A 16,547-nucleotide genomic window follows, 5' to 3' on the forward strand; every position below is an offset into this window, starting at 1 on the left:
AGAACGAGGACCATGCGCCCTGTCCACCGCCGCCGCCGTCCGGTCGCCGGTCTGCTGCTCGCTCCCCTGCTCGCCCCGCTGCTCACCGGCTGCTTCGCCGACGGCGGCTCCTCGGGCGCGCCGGGCTCCGGCTCGGGCCCGGCCGACGGCGCGCGGCTGCGGATCGCGCTGGCCTTCCCGCCGTCCGAGAATCTCTCCCCGTACGGCGCCGACGCCACCCTCCTCAGCCGGCTCGGCGTCACCGAGGGGCTGACGAGGCTCGACGGCAACGGCGCGGCCGCGCCCGCCCTCGCCGAGTCCTGGAGCCAGGAGAACGGCCGCAGTTGGCACTTCACCCTGCGCGACGCCCGCTTCCAGGACGGGGCGCCCGTCACCGCCGCCGCGGTCGCCGACGCCCTCACCCGCGCCGCGGCCGCCACCCCGATACCCACCGCCCTCTCGGGCGTCCGGCTCACCGCGCGGGCGACCGGCGACCGTACCGTCCGCGTCACCACCGCGACCGCCGACCCCGTACTGCCGCTGCGGCTGGCCGGACCGAGCCTCGCCGTGCTCTCCCCGAAGGCGTACGGGAAGGGGCGCGCCCCGGACCCGGTCGGCCACGCCACGGGACCGTTCACGATCACCAAGGTCAACGGCTCCGCCTCCGCCACCCTCGACCGCTTCGACGACTACTGGGGCGGCCGGTCCCAGGCCTCCGGCATCGACGCCAAGTTCATCGCCGACGGCACCGCCCGCGCCAACGCGCTGCGCACCGGCGAGGAGGACATCGCCGAGGCGGTGCCGGTCTCGCAGGCCGCCTCCCTCCCGAAGGGCGTCGCGCGCGAGGTTCCCACCGCCCGCACCACCAGCCTCTTCCTCAACACCCGCTCCGGCGCCTTCACCGATCCGAAGGTTCGGGCCGCCGCCCGCCGGGCCGTCGACACCGCCGTACTCGCCAAGAATGTCTACGAGGGATACGCCGACCGCGGCCAGGGCATCTTCGGCCCCGCCCTCAACTGGGCGGCGGGCAAACGCGAAGAGCCCGCCGGACGCGCGAAGGCCGCCACCGCCGCGGAGGTCAAGGGCACCACCGTCCGCCTCGCCACCTACGACAACCGGCCCGAGCTGCCCGAGGTCGCCCAGGTCCTCCAGCAGCAGCTGGAGAAGGCCGGCTTCACCGTCGAGCTGACCGTACGGGAGTCCTCGCGGATCGAGAGCGACGCGCTGGCCGGGAAGTTCGACGCGTTCGTCGGCGCGCGCAACACCATGCTCGACACGGGCGACCCGGTCTCCGTTCTCGCCAGTGACTACACCTGTGACGGCACGTACAACCTGGCGCTGCTCTGCGACAAGGAAGTGGACCGGGCGGTCGCCGCCGCCGACGCGGTCGCGGACCCGGCGCGGCGGCAGGACGCCGTGCTCGCCGCGGAGGCCCGGATCCTCGGTACGGACGCGGTCGTTCCGCTCATCCACCAGCGCAATGTCCTCGGCGTCGCCACCTCCGTACGGGGCGTGGTGCTCGACCCGTACGAGCGCGCCGTCGTCGCCCCCGGCACCCGACGCTGACCGGGACGGACCCCATGCACCGCTCCCCGACCCGGGGCGCACCCGACCGGGCGCGCCCCGGCCCCGCCCCTCGTCCTCTCCGCCGCGTCACCTCGCTCCCCGGCCTCACCCTCCTGTGGCGGGCGGCCCTCGCGGCCGGCCTGCTCTGCGCCATCGGCCTGCTGCCCTGGCTCTCGCGCACCGACCCCGCGCTGACCGTGCTCAAGGCGCGCTCGGCGGAGCGCGACCCCACCCCCGAGGTGCTCGACGCCGTACGGGACCAACTCGGCCTCGGCGCGGGCCCCCTCCACCTCCTCGGGCGGTGGCTCGGCGGCCTTCTGCGCGGCGACGCGGGCGACTCCTGGATCTCCGGCTCCGCCGTACTGCCCGGCGTGGTCCAGGCGATGGGCGTCTCGCTGCTGCTGATGGCCGTCGCGATGGCGGTCGCCGGCGTCACCGCCGCGGCCGTGTGCGCCCGTACGCTCCGGCGCGGCGCGCGGCGCACGCCCGGCGCGCCACGGGCCGGGGGAGCGGCGGCGATGCTCGCCGCCCTCCCCGAGTTCCTGACGGCCTCCGTCCTGGCCACCGTGGTCGGCGTACAGCTCGGCTGGCTGCCCGCGCTCGGCTGGTACGGGCCGCGGTGGCTGGTGCTCCCCGCGCTCGCCCTCGGCCTGCCCGCCGGCGCGCTGCTCGGCCGGATGCTGGACGACGCGCTGCCCGGCGCCTTCGCCGAACCCTGGGCGACGGCGGCGGCCGCGCGCGGCCTCCCCGGCCACCGGATCGCCCGGCAGGCGGTGCGCCGCTGTCTCCCCGGACTCCTGCCCAACCTCGGCCTGTTCGTCGTCGGCCTCACCGGCGGCTCGGTCGCCGTGGAGCAGATCTTCGACATCCCCGGCCTCGGCCGGCTCACCCTCGAAGCCGCGATCGCCCAGGACCTGCCCGTACTCCAGGCGGGCACCCTCGCCATGCTCCTGCTCGCCGCCGTCGCGGGCGGCCTCGCGCGCGGTACGGCGCGCCTCCTGATCGGCCCCGTGCTGCGGGACGGCGCGCTCCAGTCCCTCCACCGGCCCGCGCCGCCCGCGGGCCGCACCCTGCCGCTGGTGTACGGGGCGCTCCTGCTCGGCGCCATCGGGGCCGGACTCACCCGCGACCCGCTGACGCTGGACCCCGCGGCCCGGCTCCGGGCGCCGTCCTGGGCGCATCCGTTCGGCACGGACGCCCTCGGCCGCGACATCCTGGCCCGGATCGGGCACGGCGCGCTGACCACCCTCGCGCTGGCGCTGGCGGTCAGCGCCGCCGCGCTGCTCCTCGGTGTCCTGCTCGGACTCGTACCGAAGGTGTCCGGCGCCGCCGTCGACACCGTCAACGCGGTGCCGCCCGTCCTCGCCGGGCTCCTCGTCGCCGGGGCCGCGGGCAGCGGCCCGGTCACCCCGGCGCTCGCGGTGGCCGCCGTCGCCTGGGCGCCGCTCGCCGCGCACGCCTCCGCGCTGCTGCTCCAGGAACGCGCCACGACCCACCTGGCCGCCACCCGCGCGCTCGGCGCGGGCCCGCTCCACCTGCTCCGCCGCGAGCTGCTGCCCGCCGTCGTACCGCCGGTGGCCCGGCACGCGCTCCTCCGGCTCCCCGCCGTCGCGCTCGCCCTGGCCTCCCTGGGCTTCCTCGGGCTCGGCGCGCAGCCGCCGTCCCCGGAGTGGGGCCTGCTGCTCGCCGAGAACCTGCCGTACGCGGAGCGCGCCCCGTGGGCGGTCTTCGCGCCGGCCGCCGTGCTGGCCCTGCTCGGCGCCCTCGCCGTGTCGGCGGCGGGCGGCATCCGGGGCCGCCGACGCCGCTCCGGGACGGCCGGGACGTACGGGCCTGTCGGGGCGGCCGGGGCGACCGGGGCGACCGGGACCGCCGGGACGGCCAAGCCCGCCGGGACCGACATATTCGTGAGGGCTGCCCCGGAGGAAACCCGATGACCCAGGCCGACCCACCCGCGCCCCAGGCCGGCCCGCGGACGACCGGGGCCACGCCGCCGGCCCCCGGCGCCGAGCCACCGGGGGCAGCCCGACCCGGCTCCCATTCCGGCTCCCGCCCCGACTCCCGGTTCTGGTTCCGCTTCGGCGCCCGGCTCCGGTTCCGCTTCGGTGTGTGGCGCGGGCTCACCCCGCTGCTCCGCCTGCTGATCCTGACGCAGCTCGCCTTCAACGTCGGCTTCTTCGCCGTCCTCCCGTTCCTCGCCGACCACCTCGGCGGGGCTGTCGGCATGGCGGGGTGGCTGGTCGGCCTGGTGCTCGGGCTGCGCACCTTCAGCCAGCAGGGGCTGTTCGTCGTCGGCGGCGCCCTGGCCGACCGGTACGGCGCCCGGCCCGTGGTGCTGGCGGGGTGCGTGCTGCGCATCGCCGGGTTCACCTGGCTGGGTTTCGCCGAGCGGTCCTGGTCCGTCATCGGCGCCGTGCTGCTCGTCGGCTTCGCGGCCGCCCTCTTCTCGCCCGCCGTGGAGTCCGAGGTGGCCCGCCAGGCCGTGGCCAGGGAGGAGACGGGCGGCGGCCCCCGTACCGGTGTGCTCGCGCTGTTCACCGTGGCCGGCCAGGCGGGCGCGTTCGTCGGACCGCTGCTCGGCGCGCTGCTGCTCGCGGTGGACTTCCGTACGGTCTGCCTCGCCGGTTCCGTGATCTTCCTGCTCGTCCTGACGGGCCACTGGTGGCTGCTGCCGCAGCACATACCGGGCCGGGCGCCCACCCGGGGCCCCGGCGGCGCCCGGGCCCTGCTCCGCAACCGCCGCTTCCTCGCGCTGTGCCTGGCGTACGGCACGTACCTCCTCGCGTACAACCAGCTCTACCTGGCCGTCCCCGCCGAGGTGGAGCGCGCGGCGGGTTCCCAGGCGCCGCTGGCCTGGCTCTTCGCGCTGTCGTCGCTGCTGGTCGTCACCGCGCAGCTCCCCGTCACCCGCTGGGCAGCCGACCGGCTCGGCCTGCGCCGCTCCATGGCCGCGGGCCTGGTCCTGCTGTCGGCCGGCTTCGCCGTCGTGGCGGCGGCCCGGCCCGCCGCCCTGACCGGCGCCGAGGGGCTGGCGCCGGTGGCGGGGTTCACCGCCCTGCTCACCCTCGGCCAGATGCTGATAGCCCCGGCCGCCCGCGCCTGGGTCCCCGACCTGGCCGACCCCGGGCGGCTCGGTCTCTACGTCGGCGCCCTGTCGTCCGTCTCCGGCCTGGTCGTCCTGGCCGGCGGCGCGGCCACCGGCTCCCTGCTCGACGCGGACCTGCCGGTGGCGGTGCCCTGGCTGGTCCTCGCCGCGATCCCCCTGGCGGCGACGGCCCTGCTCCCACGCCGCGAGGGGAGTCCGTAGGGCACCCGCGACGGTCAGGTCGGCGGCCCCCGCGTCCCGGCCCCGCGTCACGGCCCCGCGTCACGGCCCCGCATCACTGCCCCGGGTCGTCCGGCCGGGACATCCGCAGCGCAAGCTCCCGCAGCAGCTCCTCCGACGTGATGTCCGTACGGCCCGCGTCATGGACCCGCGCCAGCTCGGTGAAGACGAAGGTGAACGCCCCGATGAGCTGCATGATGGGCGGCAGCGCCGCCTCCGTCACCGAGTGCGCCGCCTCCAGCGGGGTGGCCTCGGGCGAGACCGTGAACGAGGGGAAGACCTCGGCGAGCAGCGAGCCGATCTGCCCCGCGCCGTTGCCCGCCCCCGGCTCCGCTCCCGGCTCCGTCCCGGGCTCCGCACCGGCCCCCGGCCCCGCGCCGCGGTCGGCCGAGCGGATCCACTCCGCGGACTGCGTGAGAATGCCGATGGCCCTGAGGACGACTTCGTTCTGCTCCATGGAACCTGACTCTATGGCGGCTCCACAGGGGCGCGCGACGGCTGACCGCCGTTCCCGGCACGGCGCCCGCTCGGGCGCCGCGCCCGCGTCGTCCACGCCGGGCGGAAGTCGGCAAAACCCGGACGCGGCACCGGCTTCGGACCTACTCTCGAGTTGTGTCTGGAGCGTCCGGCCGGGTGCTCGTTGTCGACGACAACAGGGTCATCAGGCAACTGATCAGGGTCAATCTCGAACTTGAGGGCTTCGAGGTCGTGACCGCGGCCGACGGTGCCGAATGCCTGGACGTCGTCCACGAGGTCGCCCCCGACGTCATCACCCTCGATGTGGTCATGCCACGCCTCGACGGCCTGCGCACCGCCGCCCGGCTGCGCGCCGACCCCCGCACCAGCCGGCTCCCGATCGCCATCGTCAGCGCCTGTACGCCGTACGAGGTGGACACCGGCGTCGCCGCCGGGGTGGACGGTTTCCTCGCCAAGCCCTTCGAACCGGCCGACCTGGTCCGGCTCGTACGCCGGCTGCGCCACCAGGAGGGCCCGCCGTCCCTGGACGGCAGGCAGGACGGCAGGCACGGCGCCGGACACGCGGGCTCCACCCGCGGCTGACCGCCCGCGGCTGACCGCCCACGGCCGCCTCCTCGCACCGACGGCCCGCGCCGACCACCCGTACCGCATGGCGAAACCGGTTGGCGGGGAGCCCCCACCCAGGACCTACCCTTGACCCGTGACCCCCGCAGAGCTCTCCCGAACCGTGCTGCACGCCGTGTGCCGCGCGGTCGAGGACGACGCCCTGCCGGGCCCCGTGCCCGAACGGGTCGCGGTCGAGCGCCCCCGCCCCGGCGGCCGGGGCGACTACGCCACCAATGTCGCGCTCCGGCTCGCGGGCCCCGCGGGACGCCCGCCCCGCGAGGTCGCCGAGATCCTGCGCACCACCCTCCTGCGCACCGCGCCCGGCGCCGGGATCGCCCATGTCGAGATCACCGGGCCCGGCTTCCTGAACTTCACCCTGGCCGCCGGCCGCCGCGCCGGCGCCCACGCCGGCCTGCTCCGTACGATCCGGCGCGCCGGGGCCCGTTACGGACACGGCGACGCGCTCGCCGGGACCACCGTCGCCCTGGCGGCCACGGAGGAGCCCCGGGCCGCCCTGTGGACCCGTACCGTCGTGCGGCTGCTCCGCACCCAGGGCGCCGACGCCGCCGTCGTCCCCGGCGCCGCCGAGGCGCTGCGCCCCGTCCCCGTCGCCGCGGGCACCACCGCCGAGGAGCTGTACGCCCGGCTCGGCCCCGACGCCGCCCACTGGGCGCTGCTGCGGCCCGCCGCGCACGACCGGCCGTACACCGGCCCGGAGGCCGCCCGCGCGCTGCTCGTGCAGCGCGAGAGCAACGGCCTCTTCCTCGTGCGCTACGCGTACGCCCGCACACGCGCCACCGCACGCGCCGCCGCCCAGCTCGCCCTCACCCCGGCGGACCCCGGCAGCGAGCACAACGAGCACGACAGGCACAACGAGCACGACGAGCACGCGGGACCCGTCGAGGACCCCGCGGTCCCGCTCCTCGCCCTCCTCGGCGACCACCCGGCCGTGCTGGGAGCCGCCGCCCGGCTGCGCGCGCCCGACCGGCTCGCCCGCCATCTCGAACACACCGCTGACGCGTTCCTGCGCTTCCAGGGGGCCCGCCACCCGCTGCCCCTCGGCGACGAGAAACCCTCGGCCGCCCACCGGTCCCGGCTCGCGCTCGCCGAAGCCACCGGGACGGTGCTGGCCGGCGGCCTGTCCCTGCTCGGCGTCGACGCCCCGGAACACCTGTGAACGGAGCAGCCGTGCACCACGCACCCGTGAACGCCGTTCCGCACCCCTCTGAAGAGAAGCCAAGAGAGCCACGCACATGAGCCGTTCCGCACACCCCGCAGGCCCCCGCCACGCCGACGTACTCCCCGAGGGCCACTACACGGCCCCCGCCGCCGACCTCAACGCCCTGGACGAGAAGGTCTGGTCGCGTACGGTGCGCCGTGCGGAGGACGGTGTGGTGACCGTCGCCGGGATCGAAGTGACCAAGCTGGCCGAGGAGTTCGGCACCCCGGCGTACTTCCTCGACGAAGCGGACTTCCGGGCCCGCTGCCGCGCCTGGGCCGACGCCTTCGGCGCGGACGCGGACGTCTTCTACGCGGGCAAGGCGTTCCTCTCCCGCGCCGTCGTGCGCTGGCTGCACGAGGAGGGGCTCAACCTCGACGTGTGCTCCGGCGGCGAGCTGGCCACCGCGCTCTCCGCCGGGATGCCCGCCGAGCGCATCGCCTTCCACGGGAACAACAAGTCCACCGAGGAGATCGAGCGCGCCGTCACCGCGGGGGTCGGCCGGATCGTCCTCGACTCCTTCCAGGAGATCGTCCGGGTCGCGCACATCGCGCAGCGGCACGGCAGGCGGCAGCCCGTGCAGATCCGGGTCACGGTCGGCGTGGAGGCGCACACGCACGAGTTCATCGCCACCGCCCACGAGGACCAGAAGTTCGGCATCGCCCTCGCCGACGGACAGGCCGCCGAGGCCGTCCGCCGGGCCCTCAGGCTCGACGGCATCGAACTGACCGGCATCCACTCCCACATCGGCTCGCAGATCTTCGACATGGCCGGCTTCGAGGTCTCCGCCCGCCGGGTCGTCCAGCTCCTCGCCGAGGTGCGCGACGAGCACGGTGTGGAGCTGCCCGAGATCGACCTCGGCGGCGGCCTCGGCATCGCGTACACCTCCGAGGACGACCCGCGCGAGCCGCACGACATCGCCAAGGCGCTCAGCGACATCGTCACCCGCGAGTGCGAGGCCGCCGGGCTCCGTACGCCGCGCATCTCCGTGGAGCCGGGCCGCGCCATCGTGGGCCCGACGGCCTTCACGCTGTACGAGGTGGGCACGATCAAGCCGCTCGAAGGGCTCCGCACGTATGTCAGCGTGGACGGCGGCATGTCCGACAACATCCGTACGGCGCTGTACGACGCCGAGTACAGCGTGGCGCTGGTCTCCCGCGCCTCCGACGCCGAGGCGATGCTGACCCGCGTCGTCGGCAAGCACTGCGAGAGCGGCGACATCGTCGTACGGGACGCGTTCCTCCCCGCCGACCTGGCCCCCGGCGACCTGCTCGCCGTGCCCGCCACCGGCGCGTACTGCCGCTCGATGGCGAGCAACTACAACCACGCGCTCCGGCCGCCGGTCGTCGCCGTCAGGGACGGCGAGGCCCGGGTGATCGTCCGGCGCGAGACGGAGGAAGATCTGCTGCGTCTCGATGTCGGTCACTGAAATACATGTCTCGCAATCTGGACGAGGGGCGGAAACCTTCGTCCGGTGAGTGAGACTGGTGGGCAATCACGCTTCCGCGTGACCGTGCCGGTCGCGTCGGATGAAATCGGATGAAAGGCGTAGGTCGGATGATGCGTACGCGTCCGCTGAAGGTGGCGCTGCTGGGCTGTGGTGTGGTCGGCTCAGAGGTGGCGCGCATCATGACGACGCACGCCGACGACCTCGCCGCGCGGATCGGGGCCCCGGTGGAGCTGGCCGGGGTCGCCGTCCGGCGCCCCGCAAAGGTGCGCGCGGGCATCGACCCCGCGCTGATCACCACCGACGCCACCGCCCTGGTCAAACGGGGCGACATAGACGTGGTGGTCGAGGTCATCGGCGGCATCGAGCCCGCCCGGACACTGATCACCACCGCCTTCGAGCACGGCGCCTCCGTCGTCTCCGCCAACAAGGCGCTGCTCGCCGAGGACGGCACGACGCTCTACGACGCCGCCGACCGGCACGGCCGCGACCTGTACTTCGAGGCGGCCGTCGCGGGCGCCATCCCGCTGGTCAGGCCGCTGCGCGAGTCGCTGGCCGGGGACAAGGTCAACCGCGTCCTCGGCATCGTCAACGGCACGACCAACTTCATCCTCGACCGGATGGACACCGCCGGCGCCGGCTACTCCGAGGCGCTCGACGAGGCCACCGCCCTCGGGTACGCGGAGGCCGACCCGACCGCCGACGTCGAGGGCTTCGACGCCGCCGCCAAGGCCGCCATCCTCGCCGGGATCGCCTTCCACACCCGGGTACGCCTCGACGATGTGCACCGCGAGGGCATCACGGAGGTCACCTCCGCCGACCTCGCCTCCGCGCAGCGCATGGGCTGCACGGTCAAGCTCCTCGCGATCTGCGAGCGGGCCGCCGACGGCCGCTCCGTCACCGCGCGGGTCCACCCGGCGATGATCCCGCTCAGCCATCCGCTCGCCTCCGTGCGCGAGGCGTACAACGCGGTCTTCATCGAGGCCGAGGCGGCCGGGCAGCTCATGTTCTACGGCCCCGGCGCGGGCGGTTCCCCGACTGCCTCCGCCGTCCTCGGCGACCTCGTCGCCGTCTGCCGCAACAAGCTCGCCGGGGCCACCGGGCCCGGGGAGTCCGCGTACACCCAGCTTCCCGTCAGCCCCATGGGCGACGTGGTGACGCGCTACCACATCAGTCTCGACGTGGCCGACAAACCGGGTGTGCTCGCCCAGGTCGCGACGGTCTTCGCCGAGCACGGCGTGTCCATCGACACGGTCCGTCAGAAGGGCCGGCAGGACGGTGCGGGCGAGGCCGCCCTCGTCGTCGTCACCCACCGCGCGGCCGACGCGGCCCTCTCCGGGACCGTCGCGGCACTCCGCAAGCTCGACACCGTGCGCGGTGTCGCCAGCATCATGCGTGTTGAAGGGGAGTAAGGAACCCATGACCAGCAATGGCCTGACCAGCAGTGGCAGCCGCGAGGGCGTCCACCAGTGGCGCGGCATCATCGAGGAGTACCGGCACCGCCTCCCGGTGACGGAGAAGACGCCGGTCGTCACCCTCCGCGAGGGCGGTACGCCGCTCGTCCCGGCGCAGGTGCTCTCGGAGCGTACGGGCTGTGAGGTTCATCTCAAGGTCGAGGGCGCCAACCCCACCGGGTCCTTCAAGGACCGTGGCATGACCATGGCCATCACCCGGGCCAAGGAGGAGGGCGCCCAGGCGGTCATCTGCGCCTCCACCGGCAACACCTCCGCCTCGGCCGCCGCCTACGCCGTACGGGCGGGGATGGTCTGTGCCGTCCTGGTGCCCCAGGGCAAGATCGCCATCGGCAAGATGGGCCAGGCGCTGGTCCACGGCGCCAAGATCCTCCAGGTCGAGGGCAATTTCGACGACTGTCTGACGCTGGCCCGCTCGCTCTCCGACCATTACCCGGTGGCGCTGGTCAACTCGGTCAATCCGGTCCGTATCGAGGGCCAGAAGACCGCCGCGTTCGAGATCGTGGACGCGCTCGGCGACGCCCCGGACATCCATGTGCTGCCCGTCGGGAACGCCGGCAACATCACGGCGTACTGGAAGGGCTACACCGAATACGCCGCCGACGGCGTGGCGGGGCGTACGCCGCGCATGTGGGGGTTCCAGGCGTCCGGCTCCGCGCCGATCGTGCGCGGTGAGATCGTCAAGGACCCGCACACCGTCGCCACCGCGATCCGGATCGGCAACCCGGCCTCCTGGCAGTACGCGCTGGCCGCCCGCGACGAGTCCGGCGGCTTCATCGACGAGGTGACGGACCGCCAGATCCTCGCCGCCTACCGGCTGTTGGCCTCCCAGGAGGGCGTCTTCGTGGAGCCCGCCTCGGCCGCCTCCGTCGCCGGACTGCTCAAGGCCGCGGACGAGGGCAAGGTCGACCCCGGCCAGCGCATCGTCTGCACCGTCACCGGCAACGGGCTCAAGGACCCCGACTGGGCCGTGGCGGGGGCGCCTCAGCCGGTCACCGTGCCGGTCGACGCGGTCGCCGCGGCGGCCCGCCTCGGCCTCGCCTGACCCGTCCCGCCGCACGGGCGGCGGGAAGTACGCATGACCGACATAGGCGCACAGGCAGGCACGCGACACGCATCGTGCGCCTCCTGTGCGCCCTATGTCGCCACCGATCCATCCTTCGATAAGCTGTACCCAATCCGCCCCGCCGCATATGCCGCGGTGCTGCCGCCGTCGTGGCCGCGGGCATTCCGTACGTCCTTCTCGAAACCTTCTCCCGCACACCCCGGAACCCCCACGCAGCCACGCGAATCCGCCGCACCCGCCGCGGCACCGACACCGACACCGCGACACCTCAGCACGTCAGCAAGCCGGTAGCCCAGTACCGCAGTCACAAGGAGAGTCGTCAGAGCGATGGCCGGTCCCGCGTTCCGCGCCGCCGCCGTACGGGTGCGCACCCCCGCCACCAGCGCCAACCTCGGCCCTGGCTTCGACGCCCTGGGCCTGTCGCTGGGGCTCTACGACGACGTGGTGGTCCGTGTCGCCGACTCGGGGCTGCACGTCGACATCGCGGGTGAGGGCGCCGAGACGCTTCCCCGCGACGAGAACCATCTGCTCGTACGGTCCCTCCGTACCGCCTTCGACCTGCTCGGCGGACAGCCGCGCGGCCTGGAGGTCGTCTGTGCCAACCGCATCCCGCACGGCCGCGGCCTGGGCTCCTCCTCGGCCGCGATCTGCGCCGGGATCGTCGCGGCCCGCGCCGTCACCATAGGCGGGGACGCCCGGCTCGACGACGCGGCGCTGCTGGAACTGGCGACCGAGATCGAGGGGCATCCGGACAATGTCGCCGCCTGTCTGCTCGGCGGCTTCACCCTCGCCTGGATGGACGGGGGAGCCGCCCGCGCGATCAGGATGGATCCGGTCCGTTCCATCGTTCCGGTGGTTTTCGTCCCCGCCAAGGCTGTCCTCACGGAGACGGCGCGCGGCCTGCTGCCACGTACGGTCCCCCATGTGGACGCGGCGGCCAACGCCGGTCGCGCGGCCCTCCTCGTCGAGGCCATGACCCGGCGCCCCGAGCTGCTGCTGCCCGCCACGGAGGACCGTCTTCACCAGGACTACCGGGCCCCCGCGATGCCGGAGAGCGTCGCACTGGTCAACCGACTGCGCGCGGACGACGTCCCCGCGGTCGTCTCCGGCGCGGGCCCCACGGTGCTCGCGCTGGTCGAGGACGGTGCGGCCGACAAGGTCGCACGGCTGGCGGGCGAGGGCTGGGCCGCCAACCGGCTCACTCTCGACGTGGCGGGCGCGAGCGTGCTGCCGCTCGGTTCGTAGGGCTCGTGGAGCTCCGGAGGCCGTGGAGCTCTTGGCGAGAACGGCCAGAAGAGATTGCCGGTGAATGAGAGGGGGAATGTTTGTTGGAGCCGGTAGTGTTAACCTCAAGTCTGCAGCCGACGTCTTTCAGGCGCGGTGCATCGTGTCCCACATCGGGACCGCCCTTCTTCCGGGAGCCTCCCCAACTGCCTGAGCAGCCTGCCTGAGCAGTTTTGAGCACGCACCGGAACCGGCACGACACCCCCCGTTTTTCCCAGCGGAGGGCCGAGCAGGGGGACCTCGGGCCGGACCCATCGCTTGTTTGCACGTTTGCAGATTTCTCCGCCGTACCCGGCGGGACCACCGCCCCGGCACGGTCCACCACATGGGACCGCAGCCGGCAGCACAACCGGTCGCCGAGCCAGAAGGCCGACGTCCGCTCCAGGGAAGGACCCTTCGTGAGCGACACCACCGATCTGATGGGCGTGACTGCCGACAGCACTGTCGGCACCACCGCGCCCGCCGAAGGTGCTGCCACTGGCACCACCACACGGCGCCGCCGCTCCGGCACCGGCCTTGACGGCATGGTCCTGGCCGAGTTGCAGCAGGTCGCGTCGGGCCTCGGCATCAGGGGCACCGCGCGGATGCGCAAGAGCCAGTTGATCGAGGTCATCAAGGAAGCACAGGCCGGAGGCGGAGCGGCGGCGAAGACCGCCGCCGGTGCCAACGGCGGCGCCGACGCCGAGACCAAGCCCAAGCGCCGGGCAACTTCCAAGGCCCGTACGGGCGAAGCCGCCGCGTCGGGCGGGGAGGACGTCAAGCAGGGCGCCAAGGCCGAGCAGGCCGTGACCCAGCAGCAGATCGACATCCCCGGCCAGCCCGCCAGCGACGACCAGCCCGCGGGCGAGCGCCGCCGCCGCAGGGCCACCGCGCAGGCCGGCAGCCCCGGCGCGTCGGCGGAGGCCGCGGTGGACGCCCCGGCCGACGTCAAGGTCGAGGAGCGCCCGGACGCCCGGGCGGAGGCGGCCGTGGCCGCCTCCGCCGGCACCGTCACCCAGGGCGAGACCGACGGACGCCGCGGCGACCGCCAGGACCGCGGCCAGCGCGGCGACCGGGACCGCGAGGGACGCCGCGACCGGCAGCGCGACCGCCGGGGCAAGGGCGACGACCAGCAGGGCGGCCAGCAGCAGAGTGGTGGCAACCGGCAGCAGGGCGGCCGGGGCGACCGCGACAACCGCGGTGGCGGCCAGGGACAGCACGGCGGCCAGGGCAACGCCCCCCAGGACGACTTCGACGACGAGGCGGGCGGCCGGCGCGGCCGACGCGGGCGCTACCGCGACCGCCGCGGCCGCCGCGGGCGAGACGAGTTCGGCCCCGGTGAGCCCCAGGTCGCCGACGACGATGTGCTGATCCCCGTCGCGGGCATCCTCGACATCCTCGACAACTACGCGTTCATCAGGACCTCCGGCTACCTGCCGGGCCCCAACGACGTGTACGTCTCGCTCGCCCAGGTCCGCAAGAACGGCCTGCGCAAGGGCGACCACGTCACCGGGGCCGTCCGTCAGCCCAAGGACGGCGAGCGCCGCGAGAAGTTCAACGCGCTCGTCCGCCTCGACTCCGCCAACGGCATGGGGGCCGAATCCGGCCGCGGCCGCCCGGAGTTCCAGAAGCTGACCCCGCTCTACCCGCAGGACCGGCTCCGTCTGGAGACCGACCCGGGCGTGCTGACCACGCGGATCATCGACCTCGTCGCACCGATCGGCAAGGGTCAGCGCGGTCTGATCGTGGCCCCGCCGAAGACCGGCAAGACCATGATCCTCCAGGCCATCGCCAACGCGATCACGGTCAACAGCCCCGAGTGCCACCTGATGGTCGTCCTCGTCGACGAGCGTCCCGAAGAGGTCACCGACATGCAGCGGTCGGTCAAGGGCGAGGTCATCTCCTCGACCTTCGACCGCCCGGCCGAGGACCACACCACCGTCGCGGAACTCGCCATCGAGCGCGCCAAGCGCCTCGTGGAGCTGGGCCACGACGTGGTCGTCCTGCTGGACTCCATCACCCGGCTGGGCCGCGCGTACAACCTCGCGGCGCCCGCCTCCGGACGCATCCTGTCCGGTGGTGTCGACTCGACCGCGCTCTACCCGCCGAAGCGCTTCTTCGGTGCCGCGCGCAACATCGAGGACGGCGGCTCGCTGACCATCCTGGCCACCGCGCTCGTCGAGACCGGCTCGCGCATGGACGAGGTGATCTTCGAGGAGTTCAAGGGCACCGGCAACATGGAGCTCAAGCTCGACCGGAAGCTCTCGGACAAGCGCATCTTCCCGGCGGTCGACGTGGACGCGTCCTCCACCCGCAAGGAGGAGATCCTGCTCGGCGGCGAGGAGCTGGCCGTCGTCTGGAAGCTGCGCCGGGTGCTGCACGCGCTCGACCAGCAGCAGGCCATCGAACTCCTCCTGGACAAGATGAAGAAGACCAAGTCCAACGCGGAGTTCCTGCTCCAGATCCAGAAGACGACCCCGGGCTCCAACGGCAACGACTGACCGGACCCGCAGCGTCCCGTACGCCGTACGGCGAGAACCGCCCCGTCACCCCCGTGACGGGGCGGTTCCCGTTCGTGCGGCCCCCTTCGCAGGGGTCCCGCCCGTGCCCCTCGTCGGGTGCCCGGAGAGGTAGCGGCCGGAGAGCCCGGCCGGAGAGTAATCCCACACGCCCCGCGCGGGCCCCTGGACGCCCTCTGGGCGGCCCCGGGCCCGTCCCAGGGCCCGAATGCCCAGGTGGGCGGCGGTACGCGGGGCAGGGTCCCGGCGGCGGGGCGGGCGCCGGGCCGCCGTCCGGCCGCGTTGCTTTTCCGGACATCCCCACCGCATGCTGTGCAACCCATCTTGATGCTTCACTGTCTGTACAAGTGGCGACATAGTGCGCCTCATCACACGGCAGGAGGTAGCGGGACCCGCACGACGGACAGAGGGAGACCATGGGCGACGGGATCAGCAGCCGAATACGAGGCCGCGGCGGACGCCGCGGGAAGCCGGGCAGGCGCCGCCGCGCCACCGTCATCGCCGCGTGGTCCGCGGCGGCCCTCGTCCTCGTCGGCGGCTCCGGGCTCGGCTACGTCTACTTCAAGCTCAACGGCAACCTGAACGGTGTCGACATCAACGCCCAGCTCGGCCGCGACCGCCCCGCCGGCTCCGGCAACGGCTCCGAGAACATCCTCGTCCTCGGCTCGGACTCCCGCTCCGGCGCCAACGCGAAGTACGGCCAGGACGGCGGCGGCGCCCGCTCGGACACCGCGATGGTCGTCCACGTCTACAAGGGCCACCGGCGGGCCAGCGTCGTCTCCGTACCGCGCGACACCCTGATCGACCGCCCCGCCTGCACCGACTCCGACGGCGCCGCCGTGGCCGGGCAGCGGCTCGCCATGTTCAACACGGCGTACGAGGTGGGCGGCCCGGCCTGCGCGGTCAAGACCGTCGAGCAGATGTCCGGACTGCGCATGGACCACTACATCGAGGTCGACTTCACCGGCTTCAAGAAGCTCGTCGACACACTCGGCGGCGTGAAGATCACCACCACGCGGCCGATCGACGACCCCAAGAGCCACCTCAAGCTCGCCCCCGGCACCCACACCCTGAACGGGGAGCAGTCCCTCGGTCTCGTACGGACCCGCCACAGCGTCGGGGACGGCAGTGACCTCGGCCGGATCCAGCTCCAGCAGTCCTTCATCAAGGCGCTGATCGAGCAGGTCAAGAGCGTCGGCGTGTTCAGCGACCCGAAGAAGCTCTACGACCTCGCCGACACCGCCACCCGTGCGATCACTCCCGACTCCCAGCTCGACTCGGTCGACAAACTGGTCGGGTTCGCCGGCGGGCTCAAGGAGCTCGGCGCCCAGGACGTCCACATGGTCACCCTCCCGGTCCGCTACGACCCGGCGGACCCGAACCGCGTCCTGCCCCTCCCGGCCGCCGCTCAGCAGGTCTGGACGGCCCTGAAGCAGGACAGGCCGGTCCCCGCCTCCGCCACCCGGGACTCGGCGGGCGACAAGGGCTCGGCCCACAGTGTCGTCAACACCGGCTGACGCGGCGCAAAGCCCCGGAAGCCCGGGAATACGTGCGAGCGCCCCCCGGTTTTGGGAGATGCGGCCGGTCCTGGCAGACTGGTACGTCGGC

12 protein-coding genes are annotated in these 16,547 nt (G+C 73.9%); 11 read left to right on the plus strand and 1 reads right to left on the minus strand.

The genetic code is table 11. The features are described from left to right. Nucleotides 1-12 precede the first annotated feature (12 nt). From AB0P17_RS16035 to AB0P17_RS16045, 3 genes are read left to right on the plus strand one after another with little or no spacing between them, the layout of a single operon-like run. On the plus strand, nucleotides 13-1,545 hold the full coding sequence (locus AB0P17_RS16035; RefSeq protein WP_365811351.1) for an ABC transporter substrate-binding protein: 1,533 nt from the start codon (nucleotides 13-15) through the stop codon (nucleotides 1,543-1,545). A gap of 14 nt (nucleotides 1,546-1,559) precedes the next feature. Then, on the plus strand, nucleotides 1,560-3,482 hold the full coding sequence (locus AB0P17_RS16040; RefSeq protein WP_365811353.1) for an ABC transporter permease subunit: 1,923 nt from the start codon (nucleotides 1,560-1,562) through the stop codon (nucleotides 3,480-3,482). Beyond that, nucleotides 3,479-4,852, plus strand: a complete 1,374-nt coding sequence (locus tag AB0P17_RS16045) for an MFS transporter (protein ID WP_365811355.1) — start codon at nucleotides 3,479-3,481, stop codon at nucleotides 4,850-4,852. The genes AB0P17_RS16040 and AB0P17_RS16045 overlap by 4 nt, the downstream gene beginning before the upstream one ends. A 73-nt stretch (nucleotides 4,853-4,925) precedes the next feature. Here the strand turns inward: AB0P17_RS16045 and AB0P17_RS16050 are convergent, their stop codons facing one another. Beyond that, a complete protein-coding gene (locus tag AB0P17_RS16050) occupies nucleotides 4,926-5,327 on the minus strand; it encodes a hypothetical protein (protein WP_365811356.1) in 402 nt (133 codons plus the stop codon). Nucleotides 5,328-5,482: 155 nt separating this feature from the next. Between AB0P17_RS16050 and AB0P17_RS16055 the strand changes: the two genes are divergently transcribed. The 8 genes from AB0P17_RS16055 (at nucleotide 5,483) to AB0P17_RS16090 (ending at nucleotide 16,456) form a co-directional block, all read left to right on the plus strand. Continuing rightward, nucleotides 5,483-5,929: a response regulator gene (locus AB0P17_RS16055; RefSeq protein WP_365811358.1), complete on the plus strand. Its 447-nt coding sequence runs from the start codon at nucleotides 5,483-5,485 to the stop codon at nucleotides 5,927-5,929. Between the two features lie 118 nt (nucleotides 5,930-6,047). Beyond that, entirely contained in the window at nucleotides 6,048-7,130 is a 1,083-nt protein-coding gene (gene nrtL, locus AB0P17_RS16060) for an ArgS-related anticodon-binding protein NrtL (protein WP_365811359.1), read from the plus strand. Between the two features lie 76 nt (nucleotides 7,131-7,206). Continuing rightward, the gene (lysA, locus tag AB0P17_RS16065) at nucleotides 7,207-8,601 is read left to right on the plus strand and encodes a diaminopimelate decarboxylase (RefSeq protein ID WP_365811361.1); all 1,395 of its coding nucleotides are present in this window, start codon (nucleotides 7,207-7,209) and stop codon (nucleotides 8,599-8,601) included. A 128-nt stretch (nucleotides 8,602-8,729) separates the two neighbouring features. Further along, nucleotides 8,730-10,031, plus strand: a complete 1,302-nt coding sequence (locus AB0P17_RS16070; protein ID WP_365811363.1) for a homoserine dehydrogenase — start codon at nucleotides 8,730-8,732, stop codon at nucleotides 10,029-10,031. A gap of 7 nt (nucleotides 10,032-10,038) precedes the next feature. After that, entirely contained in the window at nucleotides 10,039-11,136 is a 1,098-nt protein-coding gene (gene thrC / locus AB0P17_RS16075) for a threonine synthase (protein ID WP_365811365.1), read from the plus strand. Between the two features lie 348 nt (nucleotides 11,137-11,484). After that, a complete protein-coding gene (gene thrB / locus AB0P17_RS16080; RefSeq protein WP_365811367.1) occupies nucleotides 11,485-12,402 on the plus strand; it encodes a homoserine kinase in 918 nt (305 codons plus the stop codon). Between the two features lie 437 nt (nucleotides 12,403-12,839). Next, nucleotides 12,840-14,921 (plus strand): transcription termination factor Rho, encoded by a 2,082-nt coding sequence (gene rho / locus AB0P17_RS16085; RefSeq protein WP_365811369.1) that lies wholly within the window; start codon nucleotides 12,840-12,842, stop codon nucleotides 14,919-14,921. A gap of 434 nt (nucleotides 14,922-15,355) precedes the next feature. Next, on the plus strand, nucleotides 15,356-16,456 hold the full coding sequence (locus AB0P17_RS16090) for an LCP family protein (RefSeq protein ID WP_365811370.1): 1,101 nt from the start codon (nucleotides 15,356-15,358) through the stop codon (nucleotides 16,454-16,456). Nucleotides 16,457-16,547: the final 91 nt, after the last annotated feature.

The sequence above is a fragment of the Streptomyces sp. NPDC088124 genome (assembly GCF_040685895.1).
Classification (GTDB): Bacteria; Actinomycetota; Actinomycetes; order Streptomycetales; family Streptomycetaceae; genus Streptomyces.

Coding starts and splice junctions, on each gene's coding strand:
- AB0P17_RS16035 (WP_365811351.1), top strand. CDS start 13: ATGCGCCCTGTCCACCGCCGCCGCCGTCCGGTCGCCGGTCTGCTGCTC.
- AB0P17_RS16040 (WP_365811353.1), top strand. CDS start 1,560: ATGCACCGCTCCCCGACCCGGGGCGCACCCGACCGGGCGCGCCCCGGC.
- AB0P17_RS16045 (WP_365811355.1), top strand. CDS start 3,479: ATGACCCAGGCCGACCCACCCGCGCCCCAGGCCGGCCCGCGGACGACC.
- AB0P17_RS16050 (WP_365811356.1), bottom strand. CDS start 5,327: ATGGAGCAGAACGAAGTCGTCCTCAGGGCCATCGGCATTCTCACGCAG.
- lysA (WP_365811361.1), top strand. CDS start 7,207: ATGAGCCGTTCCGCACACCCCGCAGGCCCCCGCCACGCCGACGTACTC.
- AB0P17_RS16070 (WP_365811363.1), top strand. CDS start 8,730: ATGATGCGTACGCGTCCGCTGAAGGTGGCGCTGCTGGGCTGTGGTGTG.
- thrC (WP_365811365.1), top strand. CDS start 10,039: ATGACCAGCAATGGCCTGACCAGCAGTGGCAGCCGCGAGGGCGTCCAC.
- thrB (WP_365811367.1), top strand. CDS start 11,485: ATGGCCGGTCCCGCGTTCCGCGCCGCCGCCGTACGGGTGCGCACCCCC.
- AB0P17_RS16090 (WP_365811370.1), top strand. CDS start 15,356: ATGGGCGACGGGATCAGCAGCCGAATACGAGGCCGCGGCGGACGCCGC.